The sequence below is a fragment of the Pseudomonas sp. Pseusp97 genome, assembly GCF_047304025.1.
Lineage (GTDB): Bacteria > Pseudomonadota > Gammaproteobacteria > Pseudomonadales > Pseudomonadaceae > Pseudomonas.
Map to the genome: position 1 here is coordinate 47294 of NZ_JBGLYK010000003.1, position 12422 is coordinate 59715.

Below are 12422 nucleotides of genomic sequence, written 5' to 3' on the forward strand. Positions count from 1 at the left end.
CGAGTGCTCAGTCGATGTACTCGAACAGGCGGACGATCTTCTGCACGCCGTCCACGCCCTGGACCACCTGGGTAGCCAGGTCGCCTTCCTTGCGGGTAACCAGGCCGAGCATGTAGACGATGCCGTTCTCGGTCAGGACCTTGATGCGGGTTGACGGGACATTCGCATCAGCGAGCATCTGGCTCTTGATCTTGGTCGTCAGCCAGGTGTCGTTGCTGCGGGCGGCCAGGGAGGAGGGCTGCAGGATCTGCAGCTCGTTGTGCACGGTCTTGACCTTCTGCACCTCCTTGGCGGCCTGCTCGGCCTTGTTCTTCAGGTCGGCACGCGGGGTCTGGCCGGCCAGCAGTACCACGCCGTTGTAGCTGATCACCACGACGTGGGAGTTGCGGTCGAGGTCCGGATCGGCCTTGGCGACGTTCACTGCCACCTTGGTTTCGATCAGCGAGTCGTCGATCTTGCTGCCAAGGGTGCGGGTGCCCTTGTCATCGTCGATCGGCTTGTCGCGGGTGGCGCTGACGAAGCTGCTGCAGCCACCCAGTGCCATGGTCACGGCCAGTGCGGCTGCGATCAGAGGGGTACGGGTCATTCTTCACTCCCGAACAGTTGACGGTCGATGAGGTCGCACAGGCAATGGATGACCAGCAGGTGGACTTCCTGGATGCGTGCGGTGACCTTGGCCGGGACGCGGATCTCCACGTCTTCGGGCAGCAGCAACGATGCCATGTTGCCACCGTCGCGGCCGGTCAGAGCTACGACAACCATTTCGCGATCATGTGCGGCCTGGATCGCCTGAATGACGTTCGCCGAGTTGCCGCTGGTGGAGATCGCCAGCAGCACGTCACCCGGTTGGCCCAGGGCGCGGATCTGCTTGGAGAAGACCTCGTTGTAGCTGTAGTCGTTGGCGATCGAGGTGATGGTCGAGCTATCGGTGGTCAGGGCCACCGCCGGCAGGCTCGGGCGCTCGCGTTCGAAGCGGTTCAGCAGTTCGGAGGAGAAATGCTGTGCATCGCCGGCGGAGCCGCCATTGCCGCAGGAGAGGATCTTGCCCTCGTTCAGCAGGGCATTGACCATGACCATGCTGGCCTGCTCGATATGCGGGATGAGCACCTCGGTAGCCTGTTGCTTGGTCTCGATGCTGGCATGGAAGAGCTGGCGGATACGGGATTGCATGTCCATCAGGTGTGACCTTTCGTCGGGCGTCTGATCAGGTGTCAAAGGCGTTGGGAATCCAGTTCAAATGCCCTGCGGAGCCTGGGCCGCGCGCGTCGATGGCGACGATGTCGAACCGGCAGGGGTGACTGCTCCAGCAGGCGTTCTGTTGCAGGAAGAGTTCGGCGGAGATGGCCAGGCGCTCACGCTTGCGCCAATCCACGCTCTCCAGCGCTCCTCCCCAGGCGGAATGCCGGCGGGAGCGAACTTCGACGAATACTACTGTATCGCCGTCCAGCATGACCAGATCAAGCTCGCCGCGGCGGCAGTTCCAGTTCTGCGCCAGGAGGCGCAATCCATGCTGTTGCAGATGGGCCAGGGCGGCGGCTTCGGCCTGCCGCCCGGCCTTCTGGGTAGGGCTGTTGCCGATCAAATACCGCTGTTCTCCAACGGCTGGACCTGGCCATTCTTGAACTCTGCCCAGGGCAGGCGGCGCTCGACGCGCTGCCCGGCGCTGACGCTCAGGGTGCCGGTCAGGCCATCGACCTGCATGCTCGGCACGGCCTTGAGTTCCGGCAGGCGCGGGGCCAGCTGATAGGCGTCGGCGCCCATGGCGTACAGGCGGCCGAGGCTGCCGTTGGCGGCCGGCCATTGAGCGGCGACCTGCTGGCGCAGGGCGTTGTTCGGGTTCAGCAGCCAAGGCGTCTCGCAGAAGCGGATGCCGTTCAGGTCCTGGTCCTGCGCCGGATTGTTCACCCCGGTGTACAGGTTGGAGGTGGCATAGACCGGCAGGTCGCCGGCGTACTGGAAGGCCAGGGTCGGCTTGATCTGGCGGGCCTGCTGCGGGGTGGCGGCGAGGAAGATGAAGTCGATGTCCTGGCGGCGCGACGGCTGGGTATCGACGCTGCTGTCGAGCACGCCCTGCAGGCGCTTGGCGCGGCCTTCGCTCTGGCGCAGTTGCAGCAGGTCGGCGATCTGGCGGGCCAGCTCCACCGGCTGGTCGACGTGCTCGGCGGCGATCAGCGTGCCGCCGGCAGCCTGCCAGTTGCGGCTGAAGGACGCCAGTACGCGGTCGCCCCACTCACCACGCGGCACCAGGGCCACGGCGCGACGCATGCCGTCGTTCCAGGCGCGGTTGGCCACTTCGCGGGCTTCGTCCTCGGCGGACAGGCCGAACTGGAACAGTTGGGCGGGGCCTTCCTGGGCGCCGTCGGCATAGTTCAGCGCCAGGGTGGTGATCGGCAGCTGCGGTTGGCTGCTCATCTGCTTCACCAGATTCTTCTCCAGCGGGCCTACGACCAGTTGCACGCCGTCGGCCTGGGCCTGGCGGTAGAACTCGTCCAGCGAGCGCACCTGGCTACTGTCGTAGAGCTTGATCGCCGGCTGGGCCTGGCCGCTCTGCTGGGCCTGGTAGTGAGCGGCGAGGAAACCGTCCTGCAGGGCGCGGGCAACGGAGGCGAGCTGGCCCTGTTGCGGAAGCAGCAGGCCGATCTTGTTCAGCGGCTGGGCGGCCAGGGACTTCAGCTTGGTCAGGGCGTCCGGAAGCTGCTTGGCGGCCGGGTGATCGGGGTTCTGCGCAACCCAGTTGTCGATGTTCGACTGCTGTTCCTTCAGGGTCGAGGAAGACTTGGTGATCCGCGCCAGTTCGAGCCAGCCGTTCAGGTCGCCCTCATTGTTGCTGGCCTGCATCTGCTCCAGGGGAAGGCTGGAGACCAGTTTCCAGATTTCCTCATGGTTGGCCTTGCTCGCTTCGGCGTTGAGCAGTGGATCGATGAACACGCGCTCGCGGGCGGCGCTCAGGGCCTGCCCGTCGGCCGCCAGGGCCAGGGACTTGACCATGCCGGCGCGCGCCTGCAGATCCACCGGCATTTCGCCCAGGCGCTGGAAGCTGGGGTTGTCGAATGCCTTCAGCGCCGCCTTGGCCTTGTTGCGGGCCAGTTCCAGCTGGGCGCGCAGCGTGCTGGCGAAGACCTGCTGGGCGGGCTTCAGGCTGTCCATCGGGATCTGGTCGAGGATCTGCGTGGAGCGGCCGAAATCCTTCTGCTTGTAGGCGAGGTCTGCCGCGGACAGGCGCAGCACGGCAGCTTCATCCGGCTTGGCGGTGGAGGCCTGCTGCAGCAGCTGTTCGATGCTGGCGTCCGGGGTGCGCGGCAGCTCGCCGAGGTTGGACGACGGGGAGGACGCACAGGCGGCGAGCATGCCGGCCAGGAACAGAGCGGATAGCGGACGCAGGCGAGCGATCATATCGGGCTTCTCGTGACGCATTCAAAGAGCTGCCGATTGTACCCAAGCGGGCAGGGCGACGCGATGGCGGCTGCCGGAATCGGGATACAATGCGGCTTTTTCAGATGCTTCCGGCGAGGTTAGCGCGTGACCCTTGGCACTCTCTATGTGGTGGCCACACCCATCGGCAACCTGGACGACATCAGCGCGCGGGCGCTGAAGGTGCTGGCCGACGTGGCGCTCATCGCGGCGGAAGACACCCGCCACTCCGTGCGCCTGTTGCAGCACTTCGGTATTCAGACGCCGCTGGCGGCTTGTCACGAACATAACGAGCGGGAGCAGGGCGGGCGTTTCCTCACCAAGCTGCAGGCCGGCGAGGACGTTGCGCTGATTTCCGACGCGGGCACGCCGCTGATTTCCGATCCGGGCTACCACCTGGTGCGCCAGGCGCGCGCTGCGGGGATCCCGGTGGTGCCGGTGCCGGGCGCCTGCGCCCTGATTGCCGCGCTTTCCGCTGCTGGCCTGCCGTCGGACCGTTTCGTCTTCGAGGGTTTCCTGCCGGCCAAGGCCGCCGGCCGCCGTGGGCGTCTGGAGGCTTTGCTGGACGAGCCGCGCACCCTGATCTTCTACGAGGCGCCGCACCGGGTGCTGGAGTGCATCGAGGACATGGCGGCAATCTTCGGCGACGAGCGGCCGGCGCTGCTGGCGCGCGAGCTGACCAAGACCTTCGAGACTCTGAAAGGCCTGCCATTGGGCGAGCTGCGCGAATTCGTGGCGTCCGACAGCAACCAGCAGCGGGGTGAGTGTGTACTGCTGGTGGCGGGCAAGCCGGCGCCGGAAGGCGATGAGGCGGTGGATGCGCAGACCCTGCGGGTGCTCGATCTGCTGCTGGCGGAGTTGCCGGTCAAGCGCGCCGCCGCGCTCGCCGCGGAGATCACCGGGGCGCGCAAGAACCAGCTTTATCAGCTCGCGCTGGAGCGCCAGGGCAAGGCTTGAGCTTGTCCTGAGCGCCGTCAGCCGCTAATCTTGCGGACTGAGAGTCGATTGGACAGTCGCTGTTCCGTGGTGTTCCACCATGGGATGGAGGAAAGTCCGGGCTCCACAGGGCAGAGTGCCAGGTAACGCCTGGGAGGCGCGAGCCTACGGAAAGTGCCACAGAAAATAACCGCCTAAGCGCGCAAGCGCCGGTAAGGGTGAAAAGGTGCGGTAAGAGCGCACCGCACGGCTGGCAACAGTTCGTGGCTAGGTAAACCCCACTCGGAGCAAGATCAAATAGGAACCCATTGGCGCGGCCCGCGTTGGGTTCGGGTAGATCGCTTGAGGCATGCAGTGATGCATGTCCCAGAGGAATGGCTGTCCTCGACAGAACCCGGCTTACAGATCGACTCTCAGCACTTTTCCTCCACTTCTTCCCACATGACCATTTGTCGCTGACCGGAAGAAGTTACAAACTTAAGAAATCACTTTAAGTATGAAAGCCCAGTGTTTTGAAAACACTGGGCTTTTCTCTTTTCTGGCGCGTCAAATTCCCTCCCTGTACCTCGCAAAAGCACGCTAAATCTCGGTCCTGTAAGGATTTTTCCTCTCTGGCTCGCCTTGACGGTGGGGAGCGCGGATTTCTATAGTGTGCGGAAGTGGTACGAAGTGGGTAAAAGTGGGATCAACAGGCATGGATAGCCAACCACAGGGGAAGCGCTGACGTGTTTCGCGGAGCTAACGCCGTAAGTCTCGACGCCAAAGGGCGCCTCGCGATGCCGAGTCGGTATCGTGACGAGCTCGTTTCGCGTTGCAACGGCCAGCTCATCGTCACCATCGATGCCGTCGACACCTGCCTCACTGTCTACCCCCTCCCTGAATGGGAACTCATCGAAGCCAAGCTGCGCGAGCTGCCCTCGCTGCGTGAAGAGACGCGGCGCCTGCAGCGTTTGCTGATTGGCAATGCCGTTGACCTGGAGCTCGATAGCGCCGGGCGTTTTCTCGTTCCGCCGCGCCTGCGCGAATACGCCGGCCTGGACAAGAAAGCGATGCTGGTCGGCCAGCTGAACAAGTTCCAGTTGTGGGACGAAGACAAGTGGAATGCGCTTGCCGAGGCCGACCTCGCAGCCATCAAAGAACCCGGCGGACTGCCGGATGAATTGCGCGACCTTATTCTGTGAGCCTGCCTGTGACCAGTACCTTCCAACACATCACCGTTCTGCTCGAGGAGGCCGTCGAAGCGCTGGCCCCCCTGGAGGGCGGCCGCTATGTGGACGGAACCTTCGGCAGGGGAGGGCACAGCCGGGCCTTGCTCGGCAAGCTCGGCCCGGGCGGTCAACTGCTCGGGTTCGACAAGGACCCGCAAGCCATCGCGACGGGAAAAACACTGGCGGCCGAAGACGGCCGCTTCGTCATTGTGCAAAGGTCCTTCGCCGAGATGGGCGAGGAGTTCTCCGCCCGCGGCCTGCAGGGCGGCGTGAACGGCATTCTGCTGGATCTGGGCGTGTCCTCGCCGCAGCTGGATGACCCCGAGCGCGGCTTCAGCTTCCTCAACGACGGCCCGCTGGACATGCGCATGAACCCGGACCAGGGCGTCAGCGCCGCGCAGTGGATCGCCACGGCAGCGGAAGACGAGATTGCCCGCGTGTTCAAGGATTACGGCGAAGAACGTTTCGCCAAGCGCATGGCTCGCGCCATCGTGCAGCGCCGTGCGGAAAAGCCATTCGAGCGTACCGCCGACCTGGCCGCCGTGATCACCGAGGCCAATCCGGCCTGGGAGAAGGGCAAGAACCCGGCTACCCGTGCCTTCCAGGGACTGCGCATCTTCATCAACAACGAGCTGGGCGACCTGGAGCGCGGCCTCGAAGCTGCCCTTGAGGGGCTCGCCGTGGGCGGGCGCCTGGTGGTGATCAGCTTCCACTCGCTGGAAGACCGCATCGTCAAGCAATTCATGCGCAAGCAGGTGAAGGGCGAGGCGGACAACCTGCCGCGCAACCTGCCGATCCGGGTCAAGCCCTTCGAGCCGCGCCTGAAGCTGATCGGCAAGCCGGTCTACGCCTCCGAGGCCGAACTCAAGGCCAACCCGCGCTCGCGCAGCGCGGTCATGCGCATCGCGGAGAAGCTCAGATGAGCCGTCTCTTCTCCAAGCGCCTGCCCACCGGTAGCTTCTTCATGCTGCTGCTGTTCATCGGCGTGCTGCTGTCGGCCATATCGGTGTCCTACAGCGCCTACTGGAACCGCCAGTTGCTCAACTCGCTGTACACCGAGCTCAACGTGCGTGACAAGGCGCAGGCCGAATACGGCCGCCTGATCCTCGAGCAGAGCACCTGGACGGCCCACAGCCGCATCGAGGCCCTGGCGACCGACCAGCTGAAGATGCGCGTGCCCGATCCGACCGAAATCATCATGGTGGCGCCATGAAAGACCTGGCCGGCGCTCGTTATCCCTGGCGCTTCCGCGTCGTCATCGCCCTGCTGCTGGCGATGGTGGCGGCGATCGCCTGGCGGATCGTCGACCTGCACGTCATCGATCACGATTTCCTCAAGGGCCAGGGCGATGCCCGCAGCGTGCGGCACATCACCATTCCCGCGCACCGTGGCCTGATCACTGACCGCAACGGCGAGCCGCTGGCTGTCAGTACCCCGGTCGCTACCCTTTGGGCCAACCCGAAGGAGCTGGTGCTCGAACGCGAGAAGTGGGGCTTCCTCGCCGATGCCCTGGGTCAGCCCAAGGCGGCGCTGTCCGAGCGCCTGGAAGCGAACGCCGACAAGGAATTCATCTACCTGGTTCGGGGGCTGACCCCGGAGCAGGGCGAGGCCGTGATGGCCCAGGTGAAGACCCATCGCATCCCCGGCGTTTATTCCGTCGAGGAATTCCGCCGCTTCTACCCGTCCGGCGAAGTCGCCGCGCAGGTGGTGGGCTTTACCGACGTCGACGACCGCGGCCGTGAAGGCGTGGAGCTGGCCTTCGACAGTTGGCTGGCCGGCGTGCCGGGCAAGCGTCAGGTGCTCAAGGATCGCCGCGGTCACCTGATCCGCGACGTCCAGGTCACCCGCAACGCCAAGGCCGGCAAGACCCTGGCCCTGTCCATCGACCTGCGCCTGCAGTACCTCGCCAACCGCGAGCTGCGCAACGCGCTGGTGGAGAACGGCGCCAAGGCCGGCAGTCTGGTGATCCTCGACGTGAAGACCGGCGAAGTGCTGGCGATGGCCAACCAGCCGACCTACAACCCGAACAACCGCCGCAACCTGCAGCCGGCGATGATGCGCAACCGCGCCATGATCGACGTGTTCGAGCCGGGCTCGACCATGAAGCCGTTCTCCATGAGCGCGGCGCTGGAAACCGGCCGCTGGAAGCCCACCGACAAGGTCGAGGTCTACCCCGGCACCCTGCAGATCGGCCGCTACACCATTCGCGACGTATCCCGCACCGAAGGTCCGGTGCTGGACCTGACCGGCATCCTGATCCGCTCCAGTAACGTGGGCATGAGCAAGGTTGCCTTCGATATCGGCGGCGAGGCCATCTACAGCCTGATGCAGAAGGTCGGCCTCGGCCAGGACACCGGCTTGGGCTTCCCCGGCGAGCGCGTCGGCAACCTGCCCAACTACCGGGAATGGCGCAAGGCCGAGACGGCTACCCTGTCCTATGGCTACGGCCTGTCGGTCACCGCCATCCAGCTCGCCCACGCCTACGCAGCGCTGGCCAACAATGGCCGCAGCGTGCCGCTGACCATGGTTCGTGCCGATCGCCAGCCGGACGCGACCCAGGTCATCCCCGAGCCGGTCGCCAAGACCATGCAGGGCATGCTGCAGCAGGTGATCGAAGCGCCGAACGGGGTGTACCGCGCCCAGGTTCCGGGGTATCACGTGGCGGGCAAGTCCGGTACCGCGCGCAAGACCGCGACCGGCGCCAAGGGCTATGCCGAGAACTCCTATCGCTCCCTGTTCGCCGGCTTCGCGCCGATGAGCAATCCCCGTTATGTCGCTGTCGTGGTCATCGACGAGCCCAGCAAGGCCGGCTACTTCGGTGGCCTGGTCTCCGCGCCGGTGTTCAGCAAGGTGATGTCCGGCACGCTGCGCCTGATGAACGTGCCGCCGGATAACCTGCCGACGGCCACTCCGCAGCAACAAGCCGATGCTGCGCCCGCTGCCAAAGGAGGGCGTGGCTGATGCCGATGAGCCTGAATCAACTGCTGCCGCAGGCCGAAAGCGGCGAACTGATCCGCGAACTGACCCTGGACAGCCGCACCGTCAAACCGGGCGACCTGTTCCTGGCTGTGCCGGGTGGTCGCCAGGATGGTCGCGCGCACATCGCCGCCGCGCTCACCCAGGGCGCTGCCGCCATTGCATATGAAGCAGAAGGTGCAGTCGACCTGCCGCCCAGCGATGTGCCGATGATTGCCATCAAGGGCCTCGCCAAACAGCTGTCCGCTATCGCTGGACGCTTCTATGGCGAGCCCAGCCGTGGCGTCGATCTGGTCGGCGTAACCGGCACCAACGGCAAGACCAGCGTCAGCCAGCTGGTGGCCCAGGCGCTGGACCTGCTCGGCGAGCGCTGCGGCATCGTCGGCACCCTTGGCACCGGTTTCTATGGCGCGCTGGAAAGCGGCCGTCACACCACGCCTGACCCGCTTGCCGTGCAGGCGACCCTGGCCCGCCTGAAGCAGGCCGGCGCCAAGGCCGTGGCCATGGAAGTGTCGTCGCACGGCCTGGATCAGGGCCGCGTCGCGGCGCTGGGCTTCGACGTGGCGGTGTTCACCAATCTGTCCCGCGACCATCTGGACTACCACGGCTCGATGGAGGCCTACGGCGCCGCCAAGGCCAAGCTGTTCGCCTGGCAGGGGCTGCGTTGCCGGGTGGTCAACCTGGACGACGACTTCGGCCGCCAGCTGGCCACCGAGCCCCACGAATCCCGCCTTATGGGTTACAGCCTGAGCGACCCGTCGGCCTACGTCTATTGCCGCGAAGCCAAGTTCAGCGACGCCGGCGTGCAGGCGCAGATCGTCACCCCGCAGGGTGAAGGCCTGTTGCGCAGCTCGCTGCTGGGCAAGTTCAACCTGAGCAACCTGCTGGCCGTGGTCGGCGCGCTGCTGGGGCTGGACCACCCGCTGGGCGACGTGCTCAAGGTGCTGCCGCAATTGGAAGGCCCCATCGGCCGCATGCAGCGCCTGGGTGGCGGTGAAAAGCCGCTGGTGGTTGTGGACTATGCCCACACCCCGGATGCGCTGGAAAAGGTTCTGCTGGCCCTGCGCCCGCACGTGCGCGGCCAACTGCTGTGCCTGTTCGGCTGCGGCGGCGACCGTGACAGCGGCAAGCGCCCGATCATGGCGCAGATCGCCGAGCAGCATGCCGACCGCGTGCTGGTCACCGACGACAACCCGCGCACCGAGAAGAGCGAGGCGATCATCGCCGACATCCGTGCCGGTTTCGCCAAACCTGACGCGGTCGAGTTCGTTCCCGGTCGCGGTGAGGCCATCGCCCGACTGATTGCCTCTGCCGGGGTGGACGATGTCGTGCTGCTGGCTGGCAAGGGCCATGAGGATTACCAGGAGATCGACGGTGTTCGTCACCCGTTCTCCGATCTGGAACAAGCCGCCAAGGCGCTGGCTGCCTGGGAGGTGAAGCGTGCTTAAGCCCCTTTCGCTCAACGAGGTCGCTGCTGCGCTGCAAGGCCTTGTGGTCGGCGACGACGTCAGCTTCGACGCCGTGAGCACCGACAGCCGCGCCATCGCGCCAGGCCAGCTGTTTATTGCCCTGACCGGCCCGCGTTTCGACGGCCACGACTATCTGGCCGACGTCGCTGCCAAGGGCGCGGTCGCGGCTCTGGTCGAACGTGAAGTCGCCGGTGCGCCGCTGCCGCAGTTGGTCGTCAAAGACACCCGCATCGCGCTGGGCCAGCTCGGCGCGTTGAACCGCGCCGCCTTCGCCGGCCGCGTGGCCGCCGTTACCGGCTCCAGCGGCAAGACCACCGTGAAGGAGATGCTCGCCAGCATCCTGCGGACCCAGGGCGAAGTCCTCGCCACGCGCGGCAACCTGAACAACGACCTCGGTGCGCCGCTGACCCTGTTGCAACTGGCCCCGGAGCACAAGAGCGCAGTCATCGAGCTGGGCGCCAACCGTGTCGGCGAGATTGCCTACACCGTCGCGCTGACCCGCCCGCAGGTCGCCATCATCACCAACGCCGGCACCGCCCATGTGGGTGAGTTCGGCGGGCAGGACAAAATCGTCTTGGCCAAGGGCGAAATCCTCGAAGGCCTGGCTGCCGACGGCGTGGCCGTCCTCAACCGCGACGACAAGGCCTTCGACACCTGGCAGGCCCGCGCCGCGGGTCGCCGTGTTTCCAGCTTCGGCCTGCACGACACTCGCGCCGACTTCCGCGCGAGCGGTGTGAAGCGCGATGCCCGCGGTTGCCCTGGCTTCACCTTGCAGGGGCCGGCTGGCGAGGCTGCCGTTCAGCTGAATCTGCTGGGTGAGCACAACGTCACGAACGCATTGGCCGCCGCCGCCGCCGCTCACGCCCTGGGCGTGCCGCTGGTCGGGATCGTTGCCGGCCTGCAGAACCTGCAGCCGGTCAAGGGGCGCGCCGTAGCCCAGCTCGCGACGAATGGCATGCGCGTGATCGACGACAGCTACAACGCCAACCCGGCTTCAATCTGCGCGGCGATTGATATACTCGCCGGCTTTTCCGGCCGGACCGTCCTGGTCCTCGGGGACATGGGCGAGCTGGGTGCCTGGGCGGAATCTTCCCACCGCGAAGTAGGAACCTACGCCATTGGCAAGGTTACCGCGCTCTATGCCGTCGGACCGTTGATGAGCCACGCCGTGCAGGCGTTCGGTTCCGCGGGCCGGCACTTCGCCGATCAGGCCAGCCTGATCAGTGCCCTGGCCGACGAAGCTTCGACAACCACCATTCTGATCAAGGGTTCCCGCAGCGCGGCGATGGACAAAGTCGTCGCGGCGCTCTGTGGTTCCTCCGAGGAGAGTCACTAAATGCTGCTGCTGCTCGCCGAGTACCTGCAACAGTTCTACAAGGGCTTCGGCGTCTTCCAGTACCTGACCCTGCGCGGCATCCTGAGCGTGCTGACCGCGCTCGCCCTGTCGCTCTGGCTGGGCCCGTGGATGATCCGCACCCTGCAGATCCGCCAGATCGGTCAGGCCGTGCGCAACGACGGCCCGCAATCGCACCTGTCCAAGAAAGGCACGCCGACCATGGGCGGCGCGCTGATCCTCACCGCCATCGCCATCAGCACCCTGCTCTGGTCGGACTGGTCGAACCGCTACGTCTGGGTCGTGCTGGCCGTGACCCTGCTGTTCGGCGCCATTGGCTGGGTAGATGACTACCGCAAGGTGATCGAGAAGAACTCCCGCGGCCTGCCGAGCCGCTGGAAGTATTTCTGGCAGTCGGTGTTCGGCCTGGGCGCGGCGGTCTTCCTTTATATGACTGCCGAGACCCCGGTCGAGACCACCCTGATCGTGCCGATGCTGAAGAACGTCGAGATCCCCCTGGGCATCTTCTTCGTGGTGCTGACCTACTTCGTGATCGTAGGCTCCAGCAACGCGGTGAACCTGACCGACGGCCTCGACGGCCTGGCGATCATGCCGACCGTGATGGTTGGCGGCGCGCTGGGGATCTTCTGCTACCTGTCGGGCAACATCAAATTCGCCGAATATCTGTTCATCCCGAGCGTGCCGGGGGCGGGCGAGCTGATCATCTTCTGCGGCGCCATCGTCGGCGCCGGCCTGGGCTTCCTCTGGTTCAACACCTATCCGGCCCAGGTCTTCATGGGTGACGTCGGCGCGCTGGCGCTGGGTGCCGCGCTGGGCACCATCGCCGTGATCGTCCGCCAGGAAATCGTGCTGTTCATCATGGGCGGCGTGTTCGTCATGGAAACCCTGTCGGTGGTGATCCAGGTCGCCTCCTTCAAGCTGACCGGCAAGCGCGTATTCCGCATGGCGCCGATCCACCACCACTTCGAACTCAAGGGCTGGCCGGAGCCGCGCGTGATCGTGCGCTTCTGGATCATCACGGTGATCCTCGTGCTGATCGGCCTGGCCACGTTGAAACTGCGTTGAGGA

Annotated in this window: 12 protein-coding genes and 1 other RNA gene; 9 read left to right on the forward strand and 4 right to left on the reverse strand. The window is 65.6% G+C overall.

The annotated features are described in order from the left end of the window. Positions 1 to 7 precede the first annotated feature (7 nt). Genes ACCC94_RS01380 through ACCC94_RS01395 form a run of 4 tightly spaced genes read right to left on the reverse strand, consistent with a single transcriptional unit; the run spans position 8 to position 3393 of the window. The gene (locus ACCC94_RS01380) at positions 8 to 586 is read right to left on the reverse strand and encodes a BON domain-containing protein (protein WP_024764053.1); all 579 of its coding nucleotides are present in this window, start codon (positions 584 to 586) and stop codon (positions 8 to 10) included. Beyond that, positions 583 to 1176 (reverse strand): phosphoheptose isomerase, encoded by a 594-nt coding sequence (locus tag ACCC94_RS01385; RefSeq protein WP_017518113.1) that lies wholly within the window; start codon positions 1174 to 1176, stop codon positions 583 to 585. The genes ACCC94_RS01380 and ACCC94_RS01385 overlap by 4 nt, the downstream gene beginning before the upstream one ends. A 28-nt stretch (positions 1177 to 1204) precedes the next feature. After that, entirely contained in the window at positions 1205 to 1582 is a 378-nt protein-coding gene (locus ACCC94_RS01390) for a YraN family protein (RefSeq protein ID WP_413347695.1), read from the reverse strand. Next, positions 1579 to 3393, reverse strand: coding sequence for a penicillin-binding protein activator (locus tag ACCC94_RS01395; RefSeq protein WP_413347696.1), 1815 nt, complete (start codon positions 3391 to 3393; stop codon positions 1579 to 1581). Before ACCC94_RS01395 ends, ACCC94_RS01390 begins: the two co-directional genes overlap by 4 nt. 126 nt (positions 3394 to 3519) lie before the next feature. On the opposite strand from ACCC94_RS01395, the gene rsmI reads away from it, so the two are divergent. The 9 genes from rsmI to mraY all read left to right on the forward strand — a co-directional run bounded on the left by rsmI (position 3520) and on the right by mraY (position 12419). Continuing rightward, entirely contained in the window at positions 3520 to 4368 is an 849-nt protein-coding gene (gene rsmI / locus ACCC94_RS01400) for a 16S rRNA (cytidine(1402)-2'-O)-methyltransferase (RefSeq protein ID WP_413347697.1), read from the forward strand. Positions 4369 to 4408: 40 nt separating this feature from the next. Then, an RNA gene (gene rnpB, locus ACCC94_RS01405) (RNase P RNA component class A) lies at positions 4409 to 4765 on the forward strand. 307 nt (positions 4766 to 5072) lie between these two features. Further along, entirely contained in the window at positions 5073 to 5528 is a 456-nt protein-coding gene (mraZ, locus tag ACCC94_RS01410; protein ID WP_026078936.1) for a division/cell wall cluster transcriptional repressor MraZ, read from the forward strand. Between the two features lie 8 nt (positions 5529 to 5536). After that, on the forward strand, positions 5537 to 6478 hold the full coding sequence (rsmH, locus tag ACCC94_RS01415) for a 16S rRNA (cytosine(1402)-N(4))-methyltransferase RsmH (protein ID WP_413347698.1): 942 nt from the start codon (positions 5537 to 5539) through the stop codon (positions 6476 to 6478). Then, a complete protein-coding gene (ftsL, locus tag ACCC94_RS01420) occupies positions 6475 to 6768 on the forward strand; it encodes a cell division protein FtsL (RefSeq protein ID WP_259759399.1) in 294 nt (97 codons plus the stop codon). The genes rsmH and ftsL overlap by 4 nt, the downstream gene beginning before the upstream one ends. After that, entirely contained in the window at positions 6765 to 8516 is a 1752-nt protein-coding gene (locus ACCC94_RS01425) for a peptidoglycan D,D-transpeptidase FtsI family protein (RefSeq protein WP_413347699.1), read from the forward strand. Before ftsL ends, ACCC94_RS01425 begins: the two co-directional genes overlap by 4 nt. Beyond that, complete coding sequence (locus ACCC94_RS01430; protein WP_413347700.1) at positions 8516 to 9979, forward strand: UDP-N-acetylmuramoyl-L-alanyl-D-glutamate--2,6-diaminopimelate ligase; 1464 nt, start codon at positions 8516 to 8518, stop codon at positions 9977 to 9979. Before ACCC94_RS01425 ends, ACCC94_RS01430 begins: the two co-directional genes overlap by 1 nt. Beyond that, entirely contained in the window at positions 9972 to 11336 is a 1365-nt protein-coding gene (locus ACCC94_RS01435) for a UDP-N-acetylmuramoyl-tripeptide--D-alanyl-D-alanine ligase (protein WP_413347701.1), read from the forward strand. Before ACCC94_RS01430 ends, ACCC94_RS01435 begins: the two co-directional genes overlap by 8 nt. Beyond that, entirely contained in the window at positions 11337 to 12419 is a 1083-nt protein-coding gene (mraY, locus tag ACCC94_RS01440; RefSeq protein WP_017518103.1) for a phospho-N-acetylmuramoyl-pentapeptide-transferase, read from the forward strand. Positions 12420 to 12422 lie beyond the last annotated feature (3 nt).

Bases quoted from the DNA above. Each gene is read 5' to 3' on its own strand.
- ACCC94_RS01380 (WP_024764053.1), bottom strand. From the start codon at position 586: ATGACCCGTACCCCTCTGATCGCAGCCGCACTGGCCGTGACCATGGCA.
- ACCC94_RS01385 (WP_017518113.1), bottom strand. From the start codon at position 1,176: ATGGACATGCAATCCCGTATCCGCCAGCTCTTCCATGCCAGCATCGAG.
- ACCC94_RS01395 (WP_413347696.1), bottom strand. From the start codon at position 3,393: ATGATCGCTCGCCTGCGTCCGCTATCCGCTCTGTTCCTGGCCGGCATG.
- ftsL (WP_259759399.1), top strand. From the start codon at position 6,475: ATGAGCCGTCTCTTCTCCAAGCGCCTGCCCACCGGTAGCTTCTTCATG.
- ACCC94_RS01425 (WP_413347699.1), top strand. From the start codon at position 6,765: ATGAAAGACCTGGCCGGCGCTCGTTATCCCTGGCGCTTCCGCGTCGTC.
- ACCC94_RS01430 (WP_413347700.1), top strand. From the start codon at position 8,516: ATGCCGATGAGCCTGAATCAACTGCTGCCGCAGGCCGAAAGCGGCGAA.
- mraY (WP_017518103.1), top strand. From the start codon at position 11,337: ATGCTGCTGCTGCTCGCCGAGTACCTGCAACAGTTCTACAAGGGCTTC.